This is a genomic window from Flavobacterium sp. (assembly GCF_035299245.1).
Classification (GTDB): Bacteria; Bacteroidota; Bacteroidia; order Flavobacteriales; family Flavobacteriaceae; genus Flavobacterium.
Genome location: NZ_DATGWY010000022.1, coordinates 118988 through 142256 on the forward strand (window position 1 = coordinate 118988; position 23269 = coordinate 142256).

Below are 23269 nucleotides of genomic sequence, written 5' to 3' on the forward strand. Positions count from 1 at the left end.
ACAAAAATCACGTAAAACTACGTGGATGTAGAAGTTGAGAAAATCTAAATTTGTGTAGAGTATTAAGTGGTATTTTAAGCAACTTATACAGCAAATAAATTCTTTTATACATTTTGTTTGTATTCTATAAAAAAATTTAGTTAATTTTAACAAAAAATTTGAATTTTAAACCAATTTTTAACACACACTTTATGAAAAAAAATTACGTATTAAACAAGCAAGTCGTCTTAGCACTCTTGTTGATGTTTACTGTGCATCTTACAAATTATGCACAAACGAAACTTAAATCTACCCAAAGCGCTAGAAAAGTTCAGGGTAAAAATGTATCACATGTTTTTGCAGCTCGTGCTGCAGGTGTTCCTGCTGAAGTTGTAAGTTCATGCGGGCCGTACACTTGGCCAACAAACGGAGTAACGTACTCTTCTTCTGGTACGTATACGTCCAATGGTATTACTCAAGGGTACAACAGCCAAACAGCCTATCTGAACAATGTAACGGCTCACAACACCACGATTGCTACCAACAGTTTGGGCGGTATACCCAACACAAATCCTATTAATTTAACAGTAGGTGGAACTGCAGTTTCTATGAGTGCTCCGAATGGTATGTATACAACTGGAACTTTTGTTGGAACAAATACTGCCACTGACGCTTTAACAATTACACTAGGACCTGGAGTTTATGGATTTGCTGCCAATATTTACGCAACAGATATTGCTGATGCTGTAACAGCAGGAGACATTACGGTTACTTATTCAACGGGTTTTGTTGATGCCAGAAACGTAACAACAGATACTGAGTTTTTTGGATATACTTCAACTACGCCAATCACAAGTGTAACTATTACGTGTGCCAATACAGTTGCTCCATTCAAATGGCCAACTATCAAAAACTTATCATTGGCTACAGGCCCAAATGCATCATTAAGCCTAACTGTTCAAACTGCACCGGTTACAGGTAATTATTCTGTATGTGAAGGTTTAGCAGTTTCTGGTGGATTAACTTCAAATTTAGGTGGAGGCACACCTCCAACACCTCTTCCTAATTATTCAGGAGACAATACAGGTGGACCAACTTATAATCGTCCTACAGCGATGAATCAAGGTGGAACATGTACTAATTCTGGCGTTGGTAATGCAGTTCAATATACTTCACATACATTTACCGCGCCTGTATCGGGCGACTATGTATTCAGTACTTGTGGTGGAGCTACTTTTGACACTTTCTTGTCATTGTATCAAGCACCTTTTAATCCGGCTGGAGCTTGTGCAGGAAATACACTAATCGAATCAAGTGATGACGTCTGCGGCGCTCAATCAACCATCACTGCTACATTAGTTGGAGGCACATCGTATGTACTTGTATTTTCTGGATTTGCTAATTCTGAAGCTGGACCCTACACAATTACCTCTACTACTCCAACAACAACAGTTGCTGGTGTAGAATGGTATACATCTTCTACTGGTGGAACACCTATCGGAACTGGTTCTCCGTTTAACCCAGTTGGAGTGCCTGGCAGTGGTTTAACTGACACTAATACCGTTGGAACCACACCTTTTTGGGCACAATTCCCTGGAGAGTCATGTAGATCTTTAGCTGAGTTTACTGTAACACCATCAGTTGTACCTAGTTTCCCTGCTGTCGGTCCAATCTGTAATGGAGATACCTTATCACCACTTCCTACCACTTCAGACGAAGGAATTACAGGAACTTGGTCACCCGCATTGAACAATACAGCTACGACAACTTATACATTTACTCCCGATTCAGGTCAATGCGCAACAACAGCTACATTAGTAATTACAGTAAACCCTCTACCAACTATTACTTGCCCTGGCAACATTACTGCTTGTGAAGGTGAAACAGTTAATTATACAGTGACTACTGATGCACAAACCGTAGTAACTTTAACACAAAGCACCAGCAATGTTCCTAATCTTGCTTCAAGTGTTGCTTGTAATCCTGGTGGTGATAATGCCTTTTATAGAGTTTATGATTTAGCAGCTTTAGGCTATACTAGTGATGTAACATTAAACTCTATCAAATTTACGGTTCAATCTAGTCAAAATGATCGTATGGTAGACGTAAGAGCTTACACTTTATCAGGGCCATTGACAAATGCTAATCTAACGCAAATAGGATTGAGTTCGGTTCTAGCTAATGCTTCAACAAGCCCTGTGTCTTATAATGTAAGTATGGGCAATTTGACGGTGCCCGGTGGTTCTAAATTAGTAGTATCGTACAGTGTACTTTCTGATGCTGGTAATGCATTTTTACCAGGTGCTAATGGTGATGGACAATCAGGAGCTTCCTATATCAAAGCCGTTGATTGTGGAGTTACTGAACCTACAGATTATGCTGCTGTAGGATTCCCTAATCTACATCTTATTCTAGATGCCGACATTCTTCAACCTGGCTCAGCTACATTGGTAAGCGGATTACCTTCTGGAAGTGTTTTCCCAGTTGGAACCACTACTGTGACTTATTCTACTACAAACGGATCAACTGGTTGTACTTCAACTTGTAGTTTTGATGTAATTGTAAACACTCCTGCTCCTCCAACTTTTACACAAGTTGCACCAATTTGTGTTGGTGGAACATTAGCTCCATTACCAACAACATCAAACAACGGAGTAACTGGAACTTGGTCTCCTGCTCTTGATGCTACTGTTACAACTACCTATACATTTACACCAGATGCAGGTCAATGTGCGACTACAACTACAATGACAATTGTAGTAAATCCTCTTCCAACAGTTGCTTTTACCGCTAACCCATTCCCAGTATGTGCTGGCTCTAGCACTGTATTAACTGCTAATGTAACCAACGCAACCCCAACCATTTCTAATGGTTCACAAACATTCAACATGAATGCTGCACTTTTTGGTACTCCAGTAACTTCTCCTTTATCAGGAGTTTTAGCATTAGCACCTAGTAATGGATGCGCGCCATTTGCGGCTGGTTTATTTGCAGGTAAAATTGCTCTTATCCAACGCGGTACTTGTGCATTTGCTGTTAAAGCACAAAACGCTCAGGATGCAGGTGCAATTGGAGTAATTATTTACAACAATGTTGCTGGAGCAATTATTCCGGGTGGAACTGCTCCTGGTGTAACTATCCCTGTTTACGGAATTACTTTGGCTGATGGTCAAGCTCTTATTGCTTCTATGACTGCAAACGAAGTGAATGTAACTCTAAACCCTGCCCCACCTGTAAGTTATTTATGGGGTAATGGTGATACAACTCAAACAACAAACACAGGAGTTTTAAATGCTGATACCGACTTTACGGTAACTGTAACAAATAATTTAACTGGTTGTTCGTCTACTGTAACAGTAACAGTTCCTGTTACACCTTTAACCATTCCGACATTTGATCAAGTAGCTGCTATTTGTTCTGGTGGTACATTATCACCATTACCAACAACTTCAACAAATGGAATCGCGGGAACTTGGTCGCCAGCGTTAGACAATACAACCACAACTACTTATACATTTACTCCAACACCAGTTGCAGGTCAATGTTTAGGCACTACTACTATGACTATTACTGTTCAAAGCACACCAGAACCAACAGGAGATGCGGTACAAACCATTACTGCCCCAACAGCTGGTGACGCAACACTTGAAGATATTGTGGTAAGCCCAACATCTGTTATATGGTATGGTTCGTTAGCCGATGCTCAAGCTGGAGTTAATGCTTTACCAAACACTACAGTTCTTACTAATGGTGCAACTTATTACGCTGTAAATGTTGTTGGTACTTGTCCAAGTACTCCATTTGCAGTTACTGTGAATGTAACATTAGGCAATGATGAGTTTGACGATATTAACTTCGCTTATTCTCCAAACCCAACTTCATCTATTTTGAACATTTCCTATTCACATATGATTTCTGAAGTAAGTGTAACGAATCTTTTAGGTCAAAAACTTATGACTAAAAAGACCAATTCAACAGAAGTTCAGATTGATTTATCTGGATTGGCAGAAGCAACTTATTTTGTAAAAGTAATTTCTGAAGGAAAAGAGAAAGTGGTTAAAGTAATTAAGAAAGACTAATTTCTAATTAAATAAAAACAAAAGGTTGTCAGAAATGGCAACCTTTTTCGTTTTATAGTGTTTCAAAAGCACTAATATTTTAACGTATCAAATAATGACTTCGCGTTTATTGTTTTAATAGGTTTTGAAAGTTTAATTATCACTTTTTGATTGGGTAACACATCAAAAAAATTATCACTAAAAAAGACATCTTCATCAGCATAAAGAAAAACGTCTTTGGCGAGAACATCAGAAGTTATTTCAATGGTTGTTTCATCAATTTTGGTGATTTGAATAGTCGGTTTTGACAAATTCAATTCTTTAGGTTTTACAAAATAAAAATTAGATTTTGCTACTTTCTCTTCATCAGTAATTGAAGCATTTAGAACAACATCATTTAGTGAAAATTCATCAAATTCTTTTTTAGGGATTTCAAAAAGAACTTTAGAAGAATTTCCGTAGACAAGACCTGTAGATGTTGCTTCCCAAACTACTTTGCCTTTAAAATCATAAAGAACAATGTCCAGCACTCCGTTAATGGGTTTTAAATCATCATTAATAACATAAATCAAATAATTGTCTTTATCATCATCAAAAGAAATCAAAAGATTTTCAAAACTCCTTTTTACTTGATAATGAAGCGCTTTCCATCTTCCATAATAATCAACTGAACTCCACGAAGTCACTGGCCAACAATCATTCAATTGCCAATATAAAGTTCCCATACAATTTGGCTTAGCTCGTCTGTGTGCTTCTATAGCAGTTTTCATTCCATCAGCTTGTAGTAATTGAGATACAAATATATAATCTTCAAACTTGGTTGGAACTACATAATCGCGTTGCATGTACTCATTAATTATTTCATAACCTGTTGGGTGCTTTTGATGATTTTTAATCGATTCGGAATGGAGATTCAGTTCATCTTCATTCACAACAGATTGCAATGTTTTCACATTAGGCATTCCTTGAAAACCGTATTCACTCATGAAGCGACCGACCTTTTTTTTGTAAACTTCAAAAGGTTCTTTTCCCCACCAAACTCCCCAATAATGAGAGTCGCCTTGAAGTAGACTTTCTTTTCTTCCCCAACCTATAGAAGGCGATGACGACCAATATCGATTTTCGGTTTTAGGAAGCAAACTGTCTAATGTCTTCGGTATGACTTCGTGAAATAATTTTTTATAATTCGACCAAACTTCAGTGGAATCTTTTTTCGAATAATTGTATTGTTTTTGCCAACCCCAATTGTGCCAACCTTCGTCAATTTCGTTATTGCCACACCACAATGCAATACACGGATGATTTTGTAGTCGAGACACATTATCAATGACTTCTTGTTTTACATTATCTAGAAAAGAACTACCGCCGGGATACATCGCACAAGCAAACATAAAATCGTGCCAAACAAGAATTCCATTTTTATCGCATTCGTCGTAAAAAGTATCGTCGGCATAGACTCCGCCACCCCAAACACGAAGCATATTCATATTGGCATCGACCGCATTTTGTACTATTTTTTGACAATCTGTATCTTTTGTTTTGGGCAAAAAACTATCCGTTGGAATGTAGTTAGCGCCTTTCATAAAAACGGGAACTCCATTTAATTTGAAGTAGAAACTAGTTCCGATTTTGTCTTTTTCTTGGACTAACTCGATGGTTCTCAAACCGATTTTTAGTGATTTTGAATCAATGAGAGTCAGACTTTTTGAAAGACTAATTTTAAAATCATACAAATGTGCTTCCCCCAAACCATTGGTCCACCACAATTGTGGATTCTGAATGGAATGATTCAATTTAAGTGTATTGAATCCTTTTTTCAAAACCACTTCTTGCGAATCATTATTTAAATTGACTTTGAATTTACCTTCCACACCTGCATTAATTTGAACTAAAAATTCCAATTCAGCCAACTCTTTTGTCAATAGTTTCTGATTGTATTTAACAAAAGAAATAGAAGCCGAATTCGAAAATTGCAAACTTACTTTTTTCCAAATTCCACAAGTGACAAATCGCGGACCCCAATCCCAGCCAAATTGATACTGCGCTTTTCTGACAAATACTTTTTCATCGCCAGGTAACACATAAGATAACTTTTTCGCCTCTTCTTTTGCTTTTTTTACTGAAGAAAAAAACTCGACACGCAACACATTTTTACCGACTTTTAATAACTTTTTTACTTCTATTTTCCATGTACGAAACATATTATTGGCCGATAGAATTTTGGAATTATTAAGATAAACAATTGCATCTGTATCCAATCCGTCAAATTGTAGAAGTATGTTTTGATTGTCTATTTCATTTTTTGTAATCGAAAAACTCGTTTGATATTCCCAATTTTCCTCTTCAATCCATTGCAGTTTTTTTTCATTGGCACCAAAAAAAGGGTCAGGAATGAGATTGTTCTTTAATAAATCGGTGTGAACAGTTCCTGGAATTGTAGCTGACAACCATTTATTTTCACCTAATTTGGAAAACTGCCATTGCTCTGAAGATAAATCTCTCTCCGATTTTTGACCCGAAACCCAATTGCTGATTAGGAATAAAATCAACCAAACAAGTCTTTTGTAATGCATCATGATGACGGTTTTAATTTTGATACTAATACTTTGATTTCGGTCGGATTTGGACTTTCACTATCGTCAGTAATTGCTGAAGAATGATAGAAAAGCGCATTCGTTTTTTTCATAATGAATTCGATGTTGGTTGACCGCAATCCACCGCCAGGCATAATGATGATTCTGTTGTTGGCTTTTCGAACCAATTCCGATAAAACAGCAACTCCATCAACAACATTTTGGGCTTGACCAGAAGTTAATAGTGTTGTAAAACCGCAATCTATAACATCTTCTAATGATTGAAACACATCTGAAACTTCATCAAAAGCGCGATGAAATGTGCACGGCAACGGATGAGCTAACTCAACTAATTCTTTGTTTTTTTCTATATCAATCTGATTGTTTTCATTTAAAGTTCCGAATACAAAACCATCTACTTGGAGCTCTTTAAATGCTAAAATTGTAGTTTTCATCTGCAGAAATTCGGCATCTGAATAAACAAAATTTCCACCTCTTGGTCGAATCATGACATACAAATCGATGGATACATTAGCTCGTACTTGTTTCACAATTTCAATCGTTGGAGAAATTCCACCGACTTTCATTACACCACATAATTCAACCCTATTGGCACCGTTTTGTTGAGCAATTAAAGCAGCATCGGCAGTAAAACAAGCGATTTCTAATTGGTGTTTTGCAATCATTTTTATATTATTTCATAAAGAAATCCGAATCGATTAATTTATTTCCTGAAGCATCATTCACTGCATAATTAAAACCACCTTGTACACAATACGCACCGTATTCGCCTTTTTTGTTGAGCGCAATGAAACCTACTTGAATGTCTTTTAAGTTCTTATTTCTATTGTTGGTCAATTTTACAATGCGAGCTACGGCTTCTTCACAGGCTTTTTGAGGCGACCTTCCGTGACGCATGAGTTCGACTACCAAATGACAACCTGCAATGCGGATAACTTCTTCACCGTGACCCGTTGCTGTTGCGGCTCCGATTTCGTTATCTACATACAAACCCGCTCCAATAATGGGCGAATCACCTACTCGTCCATGCATTTTGAATGCCATTCCGCTCGTGGTACAAGCGCCCGATAAATTTCCGAAACTATCCAAAGCAATCATGCCTATAGTATCGTGATTTTCAATATTGGCTTTAGGTGAATATTCACTTTTTTTCAGCCATTCTTTCCATTCTTTTTCAGAAGCTTCAACCAATAAGTTTTCTTTTTTGAACCCTTGTGAAAGTGCAAATTGAAGCGCTCCATCGCCCACTAACATAACGTGTGGTGTTTTTTCCATTACAGCACGTGCCACAGAGATTGGATGTTTGATGTGTTCCAAACACGCCACTGAACCAATATTGGAAAATTCATCCATAATACAGGCATCAAGTGTGACTTTTCCATCGCGATCAGGTCGCCCGCCATAACCTACGCTGCGCTCGTTGGGATCGCCTTCCGGAATTTTAACACCCGCTTCAACAGCATCCAAGGCGCGACCGTTATTTTTTAGAATTTCCCATGCTGCACCATTGGCCTGTACGCCAAAATTCCACGTTGAAAGCACTATGGGTTTATTGACTTTATCAGTTATTGAAACCTGTTCATCGTCTTTGGATTTAAAGGAATTCAAGGCTATAGCTATTGAACCTACAGCTGCCGTTTTTATAAAATTTCTTCTGTTTGACATTGCTTCTTTTTTAGTCGTTATTGAACACCTATTTCATCAACAAAAAGCCACGATTGCGAACCTGCTCCGGGAAAACCATCGGCAATTATTCCATTATTTAGGGCGATAACTTTGACAAATTGGACATTTTGAATTGGGAAATTCAGTATAATTTCTCCTTTTTCCGATTTTATTTCTTCGGATGAAACCAATTTCAGTGATTGGAAATTTTGTCCATCAACCGACGTCAAAATTTCAATGGATTTTGGGTAGTAAATCCAACTGCCTTCGTTGGACAATACACTTACTGAAACGGAATGGATGTTTTCTTTTTTACCCAAATCGACTGTTGCAATGGCATCTTTTCCCCAGAAACCCAGCCAATCGCGCCCAAATTTGGTTCGGTTACCTATCATTCCATCTACTAAAGTAAAAGCGCCACCAATGGAATAATTTTCGTGCGGTTGATGAACTAATTGTATTTTTTTTCCTGTTGCTTTATTGAGGTAAAAAGTTTGTTCAACTGTAGCGCTTTTTTGTTTTGATCCTTCAAAATAAGCTGCTTTAATGGTTTGATCCGTGTTGATTTCAATTGGGTTTGAATACGAAAGTGACTGAATTGTTGGATTGCTACCATCGGTTGTATACTTGATTTTACTCGAATCATTAGCCGATTTCAAAGTAAAAGCAATTCCGTTTCCAGATTGCGATGGACTCACTTGAGTAGTCACTTCAAAAATGGATTTACTGTAATTGATGTTCTTTTTTTCTAATAAAGAAAATTGTTGAATCATCCTGTTTTGAAACTCTTTGTACTGTTCGGGTTTGGATGTTCCCCAAAGCACTTCAGACAACGCCATAATCCGCGGAAAAATCATGTATTCAACGTGCTGCGGAGTTTCGATGTATTCCGTCCAAAGATTGGCTTGAGCGCCGAGAATGTACTTACTTTCTTCGAAAGAAAGTTCTTTTGGTGTAGGGTTGAACGAATATACTTTTTCGACTGGAGTATAACCACCAATTGCTAGAGGTTCATTTTTAGGTTCACCTTGATAATGATCAAAATAACAATGCGAACCAGGTGACATTACCACATAATGCTTTTGTCTGGCAGCTGCGATTCCACCTTCGGTTCCGCGCCAACTCATAACAGCAGCGTTGGGAGCCAATCCGCCTTCGAGAATTTCGTCCCAACCGATGATTTTTCGGCCTTTACTGTTTACAAATTTTTCGATTCGCTGTACAAAATAGCTTTGCAATTCGTGTTCGTCTTTAAGGCCTTTTTCTTTGATTAGGTTTTGACAATGCGAACAGTTTTTCCAACGTGTTTTCGGGCATTCGTCGCCACCCACATGAATGTATTGAGAAGGAAAAAGCGCAATAACTTCGGTTAAAACATCTTCTAAAAAAGCAAAAGTTTCTTCTTTGGGACAAAAAACATCGTCTAAAACGCCCCATTGTTTGGCCACTTCAATTGGTTTTCCTGTACATGAAAACTGGGGAAAAGCCGAAAGAACCGCTTGTGCATGACCTGGCATTTCGATTTCAGGAACGATGGTAATGTGTCGTTCATTCGCGTAAGCAACAATTTCTTTAATCTCAGCTTGAGTGTAAAAACCACCGTATTTTTTGTCGTCGTATTTTTGATCGTTGTAATGACCTACCATCGAACCGTTACGCCACGCACCTACTTCGGTCAGTTTTGGGTATTTTTTGATTTCGATACGCCAACCTTGATCATCGGTAAGATGCCAATGAAAGGTATTCATTTTGTACATCGCCAAATAGTCAATGTACTTTTTGACGAACTCTTTTGGAAAAAAATGCCGTGCACAATCAAGATGCATTCCGCGCCAACTGTATTTGGGTTTATCAATAATTTCAACAAAAGGCAACTTAATTTCGGTTTGATTTGTAATGGGAAGCATTTGCAACAACGATTGAATTCCGTAGAAAATTCCTTTACTATCTGCCGCTTGAATTTGAATTAAATTATCATTTATAGAAAGATTGTATTGCTCTTTATCGTAGTTCTCATTTGCTGGTTTGATCAAATTCAGATTGATTACTGATGGCGATTTGGAAGCAGAAACCAACTTCAAATTCAGTCCTGCTAGTTGTGCAATACTTTTTTGAAGAAATTGCCCTTCGAATGATTTGGGATTGGCTTGAATGACCGTTTCTTTGGTCAAAACGAAAACGCCGTCTCTCGTTTTGGACATTTTAGGTTGAGGAATGATTGGCAATTGCGCTTGAGAGAAACCCAAATTAAAAACCAATACAAAAAGTAGGAAATAGTTTCTTGTCATGAATTAGGTTGTTTGTACAGGCTAAATTTAAGTAAAAAACAATAAAAAAGCCTCACAAATTAATGCAAGGCTTTGTATTTATTTAAGAAGATGAATTACTTAGTAGCTTCACCTTTGAATTTACCGTTTTCATCGTACATCGCCATACATTTAGCTTTGTCTTCAGCAGAACAACCCAAAGAGTCGCACATTTTAGCGCATTCATCTTTGGTCATTGAAGCACATTTGCTCATGTCACATTTCCCAACCATAGCAGTTGTTGCATCGCCTTTCATGTGTGCACAATCTGACTTAGTACATCCTTTTGCTTCACACTCTTCTTTTGACATTGATGAACATTGCTCCGTTGCTGCACAACAAGAAGCTTTAGTTGCAGCTTCTACGTGATCACCACCCAAGATTGGAGCAATTACCAATCCGATCAAACACGTTAACTTGATTAAGATGTTCATAGATGGACCTGAAGTATCTTTGAATGGATCTCCAACTGTATCTCCAGTTACGGCAGCTTTGTGAGCATCAGAACCTTTGTACGTCATTTCACCGTTGATTTCAACACCCGCTTCGAATGATTTTTTAGCGTTATCCCAAGCACCACCTGCGTTGTTTTGGAATACAGCCCAAAGTACACCCGAAACGGTAACTCCGGCCATATAACCACCCAACATTTCAGCGATTAATTGGTTGTTATCAGCATAAACTAATTTACCTAAAAGTACAATTGCAATTGGGAAACCGATGGTTAAAACTCCAGGCAACATCATTTCACGTAATGCAGCTTTTGTAGAAATTTCAACACATTTTCCGTATTCAGGTTTACCAGTTCCTTCCATAATACCTGGAATTTCTTTGAACTGACGACGTACTTCGTATACCATGTCCATCGCAGCTTTACCCACTGAGTTCATTGCTAATGCAGAGAACACTACTGGAATCATACCTCCAACAAACAACATTGCCAATACTGGAGCTTTGAAGATGTTGATACCGTCAATTCCTGTAAATGTTACATAAGCAGCAAATAAAGCCAATGAAGTTAACGCAGCAGAAGCGATAGCAAAACCTTTTCCTGTTGCAGCAGTTGTATTTCCTACTGAATCCAAAATATCGGTACGCGTACGAACTTCTTTTGGTAATTCACTCATTTCAGCGATACCACCAGCATTATCAGAGATTGGTCCGAAAGCGTCGATTGCTAATTGCATAGCCGTTGTAGCCATCATAGCAGAAGCTGCTAAAGCTACACCGTAGAAACCAGCAAATGCATACGAAGCCCAAATTGCACCAGCAAACAACAATACTGTTGGGAAAGTAGAAATCATACCTGTTGCTAAACCAGCGATTACGTTAGTTCCGGCACCAGTTGATGATTTTTGTACAATTGCCAAAACTGGCTTTGTACCTAAACCTGTATAATATTCAGTTACAGATGAAATAACTCCACCTACTACTAAACCTACGATTGTTGCATAGAATACTCTCATTGAAGAGATTTCTTTTAAACCTTCTCCGTAGAATTCCATTTGCATTACTTCTGGCAACATGTATTTTACTAATCCAAAACAAGCAACAGCAGTTAAAGCGATAGAAACCCAGTTTCCAACGTTCAATGCACCTTGAACTTGTTTTTCTTTAGCATCGTCGCTTGATATTTTTACTAACATCGTTCCGATGATAGAGAATAAGATTCCGAAACCAGCAATAGCCATTGGTAATAAGATAGGTCCGATTCCGCCGAAACCTTTATCAACGATGTTACCACCCATATCTTTAATTACGTAGTTACCCAAAACCATCGCAGCCAAAACTGTTGCTACATACGAACCGAATAAATCGGCACCCATACCTGCAACGTCACCTACGTTATCACCTACGTTATCAGCAATAGTCGCTGGGTTACGTGGATCATCTTCAGGAATACCTGCTTCTACTTTACCTACTAAATCAGCACCAACGTCAGCAGCTTTAGTATAAATACCACCACCAACACGAGCGAATAATGCAATAGACTCAGCTCCTAAAGAGAAACCAGCTAATGTTTCAAGAACAACGGTCATTGCCTCAGTATCTTTCCAAACACCACCCGAAAGGATGTTAAAGAAGATAATGAAAAATGCAGTTAAACCTAAAACGGCTAAACCAGCAACGCCCAATCCCATAACTGTTCCACCACCAAAAGATACTTTTAAAGCTTGTGGTAAACTACTACGAGCAGCCTGTGTTGTTCTAACATTTGTTTTTGTAGCGATTTTCATACCGATATTACCAGCGTAAGCTGAAAATAACGCTCCAAAAATGAAAGCAACAACTATTAATAAATGTGTTTTAACTCCTGGAAGAAAAGTAATTCCAGCTAAAACAACACTTGCAATAATTACGAAGATTGCTAATAATCTGTACTCTGCTTTAAGGAAAGCCAATGCTCCTTCGTAGATGTAATCTGAAATCTCTTTCATTTTACCATCACCTGCATCTTGCTTTAACACCCAAGCTCTTTTGGCAGCCATAAAAGCTAGCCCAATGATTGCCATAACTATTGGCACATAAATCATAAATGAATCCATAAGGTTAATTTTTGTTCTTAATTTATCGGGTGCAAAAATAACAAAATTTTAAGAACTATAACAACTAGATTGATTTTATAAAAATAAATATGCTAAATTTGTATAGCTACTGTATTATAAATCTATAACTTAAATCATTAAAATTGCTTAACACTATGAAAAGACTACAATTATTTTCGGCAAATTCAATCAACACCGACATCGGATTATTACTATTTAGAGTGGTAATGGGAGCTTTAATGGCTTGCTACGGATTACAAAAATTGACTCATTTTCAAGAAATGGCTGCTTCTGATTTCTGGATGAAGGAAGTTAGTTTTTTAGGAATGAATGGTGCCTTCCCTTTGGGATTAACTGTATTTGCGGAATTTTTCTGCAGTTTGCTTTTGATTGTCGGGTTGTTTACTCGATTGAGTTTGATTCCGCTATTGATTTGTATGGCGTACATCTTTTTGGTGGTATTCCCATTTTCGATGGTGATGCACAACGACAACGGTTTTGAACTGAACAGTTCATTCATCTATTTTATATTGTACTTGGCGTTGTTTTTTACTGGTCCGGGAAAATACAGTTTAGATTATAAATTACTGAAAAAGCACTAATACATTTTTTGATACAATTTAAGTCTCAACATTCAGTGTTCTCGATTGAACATTCCAATTTTAAACAAGGAATATTCAACTTGGAATTTTGAATGTTGATTTGTTTTAGAGGATTCGACTAAATCTTATTCCTTTTTTTAAGATAGTAATGCCAAATGGTAAACGAAGCAAAAGTGCGGTACGGTTTCCAATTGTCAGAAACGGTTTGCATGTCTTCGTGGGTTTGGCAGTTGTACAATTCTTTGAGTGTATTTTTGATGGCTATATCGCCAAGCGGAACAATATCGGGTGATTGAAGGCAAAACATTAAATACACTTCGATACTCCAATTTCCGACGCCTTTTATCGTGATGAGTTCGGCGCGAATTTCTTCTTCGGATTTGGTTGGATAGCTTTCGAAATTAATTTGGCCGGAAAGAACTTTATCAGCTAAATCTTTTAAATAGATGATTTTCTGACGCGAAACACCGCAACTTCGCAAGTCTTCATCGGAGCAGTTCAGAATGTTTTCGGGAGTGATATTTTTTAGTTTGTTTTGGATTTTGACGTAACATGCTTTGGCTGATTCGATGGACACTTGTTGTTCTAAAATAATGTGACACATAGAAGCAAAACCTTCGTCGCGTTTTTGAATGATGGGATGACCGAAAGTAGTTATTATATGTTTTAAAACTGTATCTTTTGCAATCAAAAAATCAATAGTGTGTTGCATACATAATAGTACTTCAAAATTCGTTATTCAGTGTTCGTTGTTCAAACTTCAAAAATGTTGAATGTTGAATAACGAGCAACGAATTTTGAAATAAGTTTAGGTTCTGATTTACCTTTATTTTAGCCCTGATAGCAATGGAAAGCCCGCAAGGCCAAAAAAGTAGTTTTTGTTGACTTGCAGAAGCGACCAACGGAAGCTTTTGAAAGGCTTAGAAAAACACTTTTTGGACTGAGGACTTGTAATGGATAGCAGGAAATAGCTTCAGATTACTTCGTCATTACTCCTCGCAATGACTAGAAGTAGAATCCAAAAGAACCTTTTACTGTAAAATTATTGGTGTCTGGAACGTCTCTGTAATTGCCTCTCCAACTGCAATCGATGCGGAATACTTTGAAAATATTTCCGATTCCGGCGCTGTATTCCCAATACGGTTTTTCGGGTGAAATGTAAGTCAACCCAGAAGCATTGAGCAATCTGTTTTCTTCCGAAGTGGTTCCGTATACCGTTTTAATTCCGATGATTTCCCTCCAATTCAGTTTTCTCAAATACGGTACGCGGGCAAAAAGTTTTCCTTGAAAGTTGTGCGTCCATTGCAAAGTAGCGTATTCATCGGTCACAAACTCGTAAAAATTAAGGTTGTTGAACGTGTTTTCTATGGTGAAATAGGTTTGGTTTCCAGGCACGACACTCATCAAACCGAGTGGCACTTTCCCGAATGTTTTCCCTAATTCCATGATTAAATTGGTTCGCCCAATTGGACCGATTAGCAACGGTTGCTTGTAGTACAATTGAATTTTTTGGTAATCAAAATCGCTATTGGCTAATCCTTTGAAACCTTGACTGTAATTGACAAAAATGTGGCTGTACGGACTATCCACATACATTCGTTCTACACCGTAACCAATCGTTTTACGTTTGGGCATGAACTCGAGTTGCACATTGAATTCAGCTTGTTTGACTTCACTTTTCGTAATGGTTCGCGCTTCGTCAACAAAATAATCCAACTTGAAGGTATCAGAGGCCGATTCTAAAGTTCGGTACGTTACACCGGTTTGAATAGTAAAATTTTTAATCGGCTCTATTTCGGCTGAGAAATTAGTCAGATTGATGTTGGTCAATTTTCCATTATTTCCCGATGAGAACAAACTGGACGAAGCAAAACTTCGACCCAAAACATCGTTAGTTGTGGTTAAACTGGCACCGATTTGTTCTACGTCTCGTCGATTTCCTCCAGAGATGATGATTCGATTTTTCTTTTCAATCATCCATTTACCGGAAACGCCGTATTTGAATTTATTATCGTCAAAACCATAAGCTGTGTAGGCTTGAATACGCCATGGATCGTTGCGCCCGAAATAGGTTCGACCGCCCACTCTAACGCGGATTCCTTCCACTTCATTATAACCAAAAGTGGAGTAAATCGGACCATAATCGAAATTCTTAAACTCGATGTAACCACTTCCTAAAATGGACACTAAATTGTACAATTGCTTGAATTTCTTGACCGTTTTGAGTGTATCGAGCATTTTATAGATGCCTTCTTCGTCTTTGTTGAGTTTTTCGAATCGGTTTTGATTCCAGTATTCTTCATCTCGAGCATAAACGGAATTATCGATAAAGTTGACTTCTTCCTTATAGAATTTATCAGGCTTTTCTTCGTTGAATTTGTGGTTTTTGATGAGTGTGGTTCGTTTGCCATACACACCTTTTGATTCTTCTTTTTTACGCAAAGCAAAATCCGACATCATGTGATCGCGAGTAAGCAAGAAAACTGAATCATTCAACACTTCAAAATCTTGTTCGATGTAAATTTCTTTCACCCAGTTGATATTGGCGCTTTTGGTCACTGCCATACTGATGTTTTTGATGGCAAAAGTGGAGTCGTTTACCCAGAAGTTTCCTTTGAAAGTGAGTTCGTTTTTTCGACGCGGATAGAACAAAATGTTATAACACCATTTGTCGTCAATGTAAGCGCTATCGGACAACACATAATTGTACACATCGATTCCTGTTCGCGAAAGCGGACTTGTAAAACTTTTATCAAAGAACACCAAATAGTTATTATAGATGTCGTATTCATTGTATAAATCTTTAATAAAAGTATTAACCATATCGCCGTTTTCGAGACCAGAATTACGGTTGGCTTTCAGAATTTCTTTGACTTTATTTTTTTGATTATCACCATAAACATCTGAAATGGCCTCGTTTATAAAAATAGGCAAATAGGTTTTTCCGGTAACTTTAGAAGTATCAACTTTATCGAAGATGAATTCCATGCCTTTGAAAATTTTACTTTTCATAAAAGCACTGTCGATGGTATTCATATCAAATTCAACTTTCTCGTATTTCTCATACTGATACTGATTGAACATTTTGAGTCCGTTTTTGCGTCGACGTTCCCAAATTTTGCGTAAAATATCCAACGCTGGATTATTTTTTTTGGAAGTTTTCCCGGTGTAGATAACTACTTCTTTGAGCACTTCTTCTTCATTCAAAACTATTTTCATTTCGTAGGTTACCTTTTTGGTCAGAGGAACTTCTTTGGTAACATATCCCATAAAAGAAATTTCAATTGCGGTATAGTCTTTTTGAGATTCGAGGTAAAACCGACCGTCTTCGTTGCTCACGATTCCTTCACTCGATCCACTAAAAATAACATTAGCAAAAGGAACAGGTTCGTTTTTTTTATCTACTATGATTCCACTCACTTTGGTTTGAGAAAAGACAGTTGGTACAGCAAATAATAAAAATAGGATTTTAAAAATAGTATTTTTCGTCATAGTTGAAATAAAAAAGCCACCTACAAAAGTAGATGGCTCAAATATAATAGTTTCTATTATTTATACATTACTTTTTTCACTGCTTTAACAACATCTTCTGAATTCGGCAACCATTCTTTTAATAATGTTGGCGAATACGGTGCTGGAGTATCGGCAGTTGTGATTCGTTGTACTGGAGCATCAAGATAATCAAAAGCTCTTTCTTGAACCATATAGGTGATTTCTGAAGCCACACTAGCAAAAGGCCAAGCTTCTTCTAAAACCACTAAACGATTGGTTTTCTTCACTGAATTGATGATGGCATCGTAATCCATTGGGCGAACCGTTCTCAAATCTATGATTTCACACGAGATTCCTTCTTTAGCCAATTCATCAGCTGCAATGAAAGCTTCTTTAATGATTTTACCAAAAGAAACGATGGTTACATCAGAACCCTCTCTTTTTACATCGGCCACACCTATTGGTAGAATGTATTCACCATCTGGCACTTCACCTTTGTCACCATACATTTGTTCTGATTCCATGAAAATAACAGGATCATCATCACGGATGGCTGCTTTCAACAACCCTTTGGCATCATATGGAGTAGAAGGAACAATTACTTTTAAGCCTGGCGTGTTGGCGAACCAATTTTCAAAAGCTTGTGAGTGTGTTGCACCTAATTGACCTGCAGAAGCCGTTGGACCACGAAATACCATTGGCATTGGGAATTGTCCAGCCGACATTTGACGCATTTTGGCTGCATTATTGATGATTTGGTCAATTCCTACTAATGAGAAATTGAACGTCATGTATTCTACTATTGGACGACAACCATTCATTGCAGAACCTACTGCAATTCCAGCAAAACCTAATTCAGCAATTGGTGTATCGATTACTCTTTTGGGTCCGAATTCGTCTAACATACCTTTTGATGCTTTGTAGGCGCCATTGTATTCTGCAACTTCTTCACCCATTAAATATACTGACTCGTCGCGACGCATTTCTTCACTCATCGCTTCGGCAATCGCTTCTCTAAATTGTATCGTTCTCATATATTCTTATTATTTTGTCGTACTGAGCCTTTCGAAGGATCAATTTTGGAAAGCAAAAGTAAAAATTAAAAGTGATAAAAGAATTTTTTTAAGCGATTTTGTTGTTTGTTTTCATCAAAAATGAATTTTGTTTTTAACGAAAACGTTATAATTGACATCTATTTTCTATTCAAAAAAGTATTCCAAACCAAATCGAGCATAAAGGCTACCCGAATAAAAAGTTTTATAGTCACTGCTTTTTGTATATTCGGTGTTAAACGGAATATTGTCAATTTCAAATGTAACCGTACCATCTCCTAAATCGGTGATGAACGTCTGTATTGAATTAGGCGATATGTTTCTGGCATTTATTTGATTAATTGCATTGGTCTGTAGGTGATACAGCATCATTAATGTTTTTCTCTGGTAAGTTGCTTCAAAAGCAATCGCTAAGGGATTTATTTGATTAGTGTAAGTGTATGTGTTAGTAGGATATTGAGTTGTTTGCCCGTCTGCAAAAACGCTAAAATACTGCTCATTAATTAAATTGTTGTTTGAGTCGTAAGTACTAACAATTCGATCTGTATTTCCATCCGTTATGTTGTGCTCTTCAAGAAAAACACGGTTGTTATTTTGGTCCAAAACAATTTTAAAATTGGCAATATTTGAATAGGTTGCTCCGCCATCTGTGCTTCTGCTCCATTGTGAAAAAATAGTATCAGAAGTATGTGTAAAAGTATGCTTTTGAATGGTAGTGATTTGATTGGCTGTATTAAACGAATTTTGTCTCATCTCGACCAAATCATTGTTTGCGTTGTACTGATAATTAGACTGAGAAGTCAGACTACCATTAGAATAATTTGAAATTGTAGTTAGTTTATCATCAGAGTAAGTATATATAGAATTAGCCGTTTGTGAAGTAGCGAAAACTGTTGATAGTGAGTTCATAATTTTATTGTTCTCTAATGAATATTCAATTGTTCGAATAACATTTCCAGACAAATCATAGGATTTATGAACATAGTGACTAATTTGAATTGTATTGTCTTGATCTGACTCAATAGCTTCTTGATTTGAACACGATGAAACAACAACTAATAAAAGAATAAGCGGGAAATAATTTAAATTTTTCATAAAGCAATCTTGATTTAAGGTTATACTATAATAGACTACTTACTTTGAAAATGGTTGCCTGATAATTTTTTTAAAAAGACTCAAACCTCAACGAAATCGATATAATACTGCTATTTTTTAAAAAAATAGTATGCACGCATATAATTATTCGAAATATATTTTATACTTTTACGCTCAGAAAATTTTAATTCAATACACAATGAAAATATTAGTTTGCATCAGCCATGTTCCTGATACTACTTCCAAAATCAACTTTGTTAACGGTGATTCTGAATTTGACACTAATGGTGTTCAGTACGTAATCAATCCGAATGATGAATTTGGTTTAACACGAGCAGTTTGGTTTCAAGAACAACAAGGCGCTAAAGTAACTGTGGTAAATGTGGGTGGAGCCGATACTGAACCTACTTTAAGAAAAGCATTGGCCATTGGAGCCGACGATGCAATTCGTGTAAACGCAAATCCTACTGATGGATTTTATGTTGCTAAACAATTGGCAGAAGTCGTTAAAAATGGCGGATATGATTTAGTCATTTGCGGAAAAGAATCCTTAGACTACAATGGCGGAATGGTTCCTGGAATGTTAGCCGGTTTGTTGGGGTATAATTTTGTAAACTCATGTACCGAACTTACTATTGACGGAACATCAGCAAAAGCATCTCGTGAAATTGATGGCGGAAAAGAAGTAATTGCTGCTTCATTACCATTAATTGTTGGTGGACAAAAAGGATTAGTTGAAGAAAAAGATTTACGAATTCCAAACATGCGCGGAATCATGACAGCACGCACGAAAGCACTGAATGTAGTTGAACCAATTGGTGCTGACAATGCAACTAAAGCCGTGAAATTTGAAAAACCAGCTCCGAAATCGGCAGTGAAATTAGTTTCACCTGACAACTTAGACGAATTAATCAACTTACTTCACAACGAAGCAAAAGTGATCTAATTATCGAAGTCGAAAGTCAAAAGTCGAAAAGAAAGTTTCTTTTGACTTGTAACTTTACTTTGGGCTTAATTCTAAAATTTAAAATTCATAATTTAAAACAATAAATCATGTCATTATTAATATACGCAGAATCACAAGATGGAAAATTCAAAAAAGTAGCTTTTGAATTGGCATCTTATGCGAAAAAAGTAGCTGAATCAATGGGAACTACAGTAACAGCTGTGACAGTAAACCCTGGAAATGTTGCTGATTTAGCCAATTATGGTGTAAACAAAGTGTTGAAAGTAACCAACGATAAATTAGGTAACTTTAACGCTAAAGCTTATGCTGATGTAATTAAACAAGCAGCACAAAAAGAAGGAGCAAAAGTGATTGTACTTTCGTCTACAACCGACAGTTTGTATCTTGCTGGATTGGTTTCAGTTGGATTGGAAGCCGGATTTGCATCGAATGTTGTAGGATTGCCGCTAAGCACTTCTCCTTTTCAAGTAAAACGAAATGCATTTTCGAACAAAGCCTTTAACATTACTGAAATTTCAACTGATGTAAAAGTAATTTCATTAGCCAAAAACTCATTTGGTTTAGTAGAATCAACTTCATCATTAGCAGAAGAAGATTTTGCTCCTAGTTTAAACGATGCTGATTTTGCAGTAAAAGTAGAATCAATTGAAAAAACTACAGGAAAAGTAACAATTGCTGATGCTGATATCGTTGTTTCAGGCGGACGCGGATTAAAAGGTCCTGAAAACTGGGGAATGCTTGAAGAATTAGCCACAACACTTGGAGCGGCAACGGCTTGCTCAAAACCCGTTTCCGATTTAGGATGGCGTCCTCACAGCGAACACGTAGGTCAAACCGGAAAACCTGTAGCTACTAACTTGTATATTGCTATCGGAATTTCAGGAGCAATTCAACACATTGCTGGAATCAACTCTTCTAAAGTAAAAGTGGTAATCAATACTGATGCTGAAGCACCTTTTTTCAAAGTAGCTGATTACGGAATTGTAGGTGACGCTTTTGACATCGTTCCGAGGTTGACACAAAAATTAAAGGAATTCAAAGCGAACAACGGATAGTAAATTCCAAAAAACAAATCACAAATTACAAATAATCTCAAAATTCTAAATTTCAAATTCAAAATGCTTTTTGAAGTTTATTATTTGAAAAATTTGAATTTATTTGGGTTTTGTTTTTTTGAAATTGGAATTTCACGATTTGTTCTTAAAAATAAAACTAACTCAAACTTGATAAGCTATCTGAATTAATTTTTGGGTAGCTTATTTTTTTTGTTTTAAGAAGCGAAAGTTTTTTGTTACTTTGCAGTCATTATAAAAGACAGTCAATTAGAGCAGTATTTCTTTATCTTTCACATCTGATTTAACATAAAATGAGTTTAGTAAAACTTACCATAAAAGGAATTTCTTACAGCCAAACACAAAACGGTGCTTATGCACTTATTTTAAATGAAGTTGACGGTGAACGAAAATTACCTATAGTAATTGGCGCTTTTGAAGCGCAATCTATTGCCATTGCACTAGAAAAAGAGATCAAACCGCCACGTCCTTTAACACACGACCTTTTCAAAAGTTTTGCCGATCGATTTGATATCGTTGTCAAACAAGTCATCATTCACAAATTGGTGGATGGTGTGTTTTACTCTAGCATCATCTGTGAAAGAGACAAAATTGAAGAAATCATAGACGCTCGTACTTCGGATGCAATTGCCTTAGCATTACGATTCAGCGCTCCAATTTTTACATACAAAAATATATTGGACAAGGCTGGTATTTACCTCAACCCTAATTCACCTGAAACTGAAAATTCAGAAGATGAAAACGAAGGCGTTTTATCAACTCCAGAAACTTTTGGATTTGATAGTGGTCAAGGAAAATTAGACGAAGGTTATACCAAATTCAGTTTATCGGAATTACACGAATTGCTAGAAGGTGCAGTTCAAGACGAAGACTACGAAAAAGCAGCTAAAATCAGAGACGAAATATCGAAAAGAGAAAGTTAACAAAATGGATAATGGACAATGGATAATGGATAATTTCCAGCTAACCGAATAATTGTCAATTATCAATTATCAATTATCAATTGTTATGAAACAATACCACGATTTAGTTAAGCACGTTTTAGAAAACGGAACCCAAAAGGGCGACCGCACAGGAACTGGAACCAAGAGTGTTTTTGGATATCAAATGCGTTTTGATTTATCCGAAGGTTTTCCGATGGTAACTACTAAAAAATTACACTTAAAATCGATTATTTACGAACTACTTTGGTTCTTGAAAGGCGATACTAATATTGGGTATTTGAAAGAGAATGGTGTGAAAATCTGGGACGAATGGGCCGACGAAAATGGTGATTTGGGTCCGGTGTACGGTCATCAATGGCGAAATTGGAACAGCGAAGAAATTGATCAAATTACCGAATTAATCGACACATTAAAGAAAAACCCTAACAGCCGACGCATGTTGGTTTCGGCTTGGAATCCATCGGTTTTGCCTGACACGACTAAATCATTTGCAGAAAATGTAGCCAACGGAAAAGCCGCTTTGCCTCCATGCCATGCCTTTTTTCAGTTTTATGTTGCCGACGGAAAATTATCGTGTCAATTGTACCAACGAAGTGCCGATATTTTCTTGGGTGTTCCGTTCAACATTGCTTCATATGCCTTATTCACGATGATGATTGCACAGGTGTGTGACCTACAAGTTGGTGAGTTCATTCACACTTTTGGTGACGCACACATCTACAACAATCATTTTGAACAAGTAGAATTACAATTGTCGCGCGAACCCAAGCCATTACCCAAAATGATTTTAAATCCGAATGTAAAAAACATCTTTGATTTTACTTTTGAGGATTTCACTTTAGAAGGTTACGAACCACATCCACATATTAAAGGAGCTGTAGCAGTATAAATTTTCT

The 23269-nt window shown here is 37.0% G+C and carries 15 protein-coding genes; 6 read left to right on the plus strand and 9 right to left on the minus strand.

All coding sequences use genetic code 11. The annotated features are described in order from the left end of the window. Nucleotides 1-191: 191 nt before the first annotated feature. Complete coding sequence (locus tag VK161_RS14200) at nt 192-4058, plus strand: PA domain-containing protein (protein WP_324215456.1); 3867 nt, start codon at nt 192-194, stop codon at nt 4056-4058. 71 nt (nt 4059-4129) lie between these two features. Here VK161_RS14200 and VK161_RS14205 read toward each other — a convergent pair whose 3' ends face one another. The 5 genes from VK161_RS14205 to VK161_RS14225 form a co-directional block, all read right to left on the minus strand. Continuing rightward, nucleotides 4130-6613 carry a beta-mannosidase gene (locus VK161_RS14205; RefSeq protein ID WP_324215457.1) on the minus strand — a complete coding sequence of 828 codons (2484 nt, stop codon included), beginning with the start codon at nt 6611-6613 and terminating at the stop codon, nt 4130-4132. Beyond that, entirely contained in the window at nt 6610-7296 is a 687-nt protein-coding gene (locus VK161_RS14210; protein WP_324215458.1) for a copper homeostasis protein CutC, read from the minus strand. The genes VK161_RS14205 and VK161_RS14210 overlap by 4 nt, the downstream gene beginning before the upstream one ends. 7 nt (nt 7297-7303) lie before the next feature. After that, nucleotides 7304-8296 (minus strand): N(4)-(beta-N-acetylglucosaminyl)-L-asparaginase, encoded by a 993-nt coding sequence (locus VK161_RS14215; RefSeq protein ID WP_324215459.1) that lies wholly within the window; start codon nt 8294-8296, stop codon nt 7304-7306. Between the two features lie 17 nt (nt 8297-8313). Then, a complete protein-coding gene (locus VK161_RS14220) occupies nt 8314-10584 on the minus strand; it encodes a family 20 glycosylhydrolase (RefSeq protein ID WP_324215460.1) in 2271 nt (756 codons plus the stop codon). Nucleotides 10585-10679: 95 nt separating this feature from the next. Next, nucleotides 10680-13148 carry a sodium-translocating pyrophosphatase gene (locus VK161_RS14225; RefSeq protein ID WP_324215461.1) on the minus strand — a complete coding sequence of 823 codons (2469 nt, stop codon included), beginning with the start codon at nt 13146-13148 and terminating at the stop codon, nt 10680-10682. A 155-nt stretch (nt 13149-13303) separates the two neighbouring features. On the opposite strand from VK161_RS14225, the gene VK161_RS14230 reads away from it, so the two are divergent. Next, the gene (locus VK161_RS14230; RefSeq protein WP_324215462.1) at nt 13304-13750 is read left to right on the plus strand and encodes a DoxX family protein; all 447 of its coding nucleotides are present in this window, start codon (nt 13304-13306) and stop codon (nt 13748-13750) included. A 118-nt stretch (nt 13751-13868) separates the two neighbouring features. On the opposite strand, the gene VK161_RS14235 is transcribed toward VK161_RS14230, so the two are convergent. The 4 genes from VK161_RS14235 to VK161_RS14250 form a co-directional block, all read right to left on the minus strand. Continuing rightward, complete coding sequence (locus VK161_RS14235; RefSeq protein ID WP_324215463.1) at nt 13869-14462, minus strand: DNA-3-methyladenine glycosylase 2 family protein; 594 nt, start codon at nt 14460-14462, stop codon at nt 13869-13871. A gap of 293 nt (nt 14463-14755) precedes the next feature. Further along, complete coding sequence (locus tag VK161_RS14240; RefSeq protein WP_324215464.1) at nt 14756-17242, minus strand: DUF5686 family protein; 2487 nt, start codon at nt 17240-17242, stop codon at nt 14756-14758. A gap of 56 nt (nt 17243-17298) precedes the next feature. After that, on the minus strand, nt 17299-18276 hold the full coding sequence (locus tag VK161_RS14245) for a pyruvate dehydrogenase complex E1 component subunit beta (protein ID WP_324215465.1): 978 nt from the start codon (nt 18274-18276) through the stop codon (nt 17299-17301). Nucleotides 18277-18441: 165 nt separating this feature from the next. After that, nucleotides 18442-19389, minus strand: a complete 948-nt coding sequence (locus tag VK161_RS14250) for a hypothetical protein (RefSeq protein ID WP_324215466.1) — start codon at nt 19387-19389, stop codon at nt 18442-18444. 199 nt (nt 19390-19588) lie between these two features. Here VK161_RS14250 and VK161_RS14255 point away from each other — a divergent pair, with 199 nt between their 5' ends. The 4 genes from VK161_RS14255 (at nt 19589) to VK161_RS14270 (ending at nt 23262) form a co-directional block, all read left to right on the plus strand. Next, a complete protein-coding gene (locus tag VK161_RS14255) occupies nt 19589-20335 on the plus strand; it encodes an electron transfer flavoprotein subunit beta/FixA family protein (RefSeq protein WP_324215467.1) in 747 nt (248 codons plus the stop codon). A 107-nt stretch (nt 20336-20442) separates the two neighbouring features. Then, complete coding sequence (locus VK161_RS14260) at nt 20443-21411, plus strand: electron transfer flavoprotein subunit alpha/FixB family protein (RefSeq protein ID WP_324215468.1); 969 nt, start codon at nt 20443-20445, stop codon at nt 21409-21411. A 311-nt stretch (nt 21412-21722) separates the two neighbouring features. Then, nucleotides 21723-22352: a bifunctional nuclease family protein gene (locus VK161_RS14265; protein ID WP_324215469.1), complete on the plus strand. Its 630-nt coding sequence runs from the start codon at nt 21723-21725 to the stop codon at nt 22350-22352. 85 nt (nt 22353-22437) lie between these two features. After that, complete coding sequence (locus tag VK161_RS14270; RefSeq protein ID WP_324215470.1) at nt 22438-23262, plus strand: thymidylate synthase; 825 nt, start codon at nt 22438-22440, stop codon at nt 23260-23262. Nucleotides 23263-23269 lie beyond the last annotated feature (7 nt).

Excerpts from the sequence above, each read along its gene's own strand:
- VK161_RS14250 (WP_324215466.1), bottom strand. The coding sequence starts at position 19,389 with ATGAAAAATTTAAATTATTTCCCGCTTATTCTTTTATTAGTTGTTGTT.
- VK161_RS14240 (WP_324215464.1), bottom strand. The coding sequence starts at position 17,242 with ATGACGAAAAATACTATTTTTAAAATCCTATTTTTATTATTTGCTGTA.
- VK161_RS14265 (WP_324215469.1), top strand. The coding sequence starts at position 21,723 with ATGAGTTTAGTAAAACTTACCATAAAAGGAATTTCTTACAGCCAAACA.
- VK161_RS14235 (WP_324215463.1), bottom strand. The coding sequence starts at position 14,462 with ATGCAACACACTATTGATTTTTTGATTGCAAAAGATACAGTTTTAAAA.
- VK161_RS14230 (WP_324215462.1), top strand. The coding sequence starts at position 13,304 with ATGAAAAGACTACAATTATTTTCGGCAAATTCAATCAACACCGACATC.
- VK161_RS14245 (WP_324215465.1), bottom strand. The coding sequence starts at position 18,276 with ATGAGAACGATACAATTTAGAGAAGCGATTGCCGAAGCGATGAGTGAA.
- VK161_RS14210 (WP_324215458.1), bottom strand. The coding sequence starts at position 7,296 with ATGATTGCAAAACACCAATTAGAAATCGCTTGTTTTACTGCCGATGCT.
- VK161_RS14205 (WP_324215457.1), bottom strand. The coding sequence starts at position 6,613 with ATGATGCATTACAAAAGACTTGTTTGGTTGATTTTATTCCTAATCAGC.
- VK161_RS14215 (WP_324215459.1), bottom strand. The coding sequence starts at position 8,296 with ATGTCAAACAGAAGAAATTTTATAAAAACGGCAGCTGTAGGTTCAATA.
- VK161_RS14255 (WP_324215467.1), top strand. The coding sequence starts at position 19,589 with ATGAAAATATTAGTTTGCATCAGCCATGTTCCTGATACTACTTCCAAA.
- VK161_RS14260 (WP_324215468.1), top strand. The coding sequence starts at position 20,443 with ATGTCATTATTAATATACGCAGAATCACAAGATGGAAAATTCAAAAAA.
- VK161_RS14200 (WP_324215456.1), top strand. The coding sequence starts at position 192 with ATGAAAAAAAATTACGTATTAAACAAGCAAGTCGTCTTAGCACTCTTG.
- VK161_RS14225 (WP_324215461.1), bottom strand. The coding sequence starts at position 13,148 with ATGGATTCATTTATGATTTATGTGCCAATAGTTATGGCAATCATTGGG.
- VK161_RS14220 (WP_324215460.1), bottom strand. The coding sequence starts at position 10,584 with ATGACAAGAAACTATTTCCTACTTTTTGTATTGGTTTTTAATTTGGGT.
- VK161_RS14270 (WP_324215470.1), top strand. The coding sequence starts at position 22,438 with ATGAAACAATACCACGATTTAGTTAAGCACGTTTTAGAAAACGGAACC.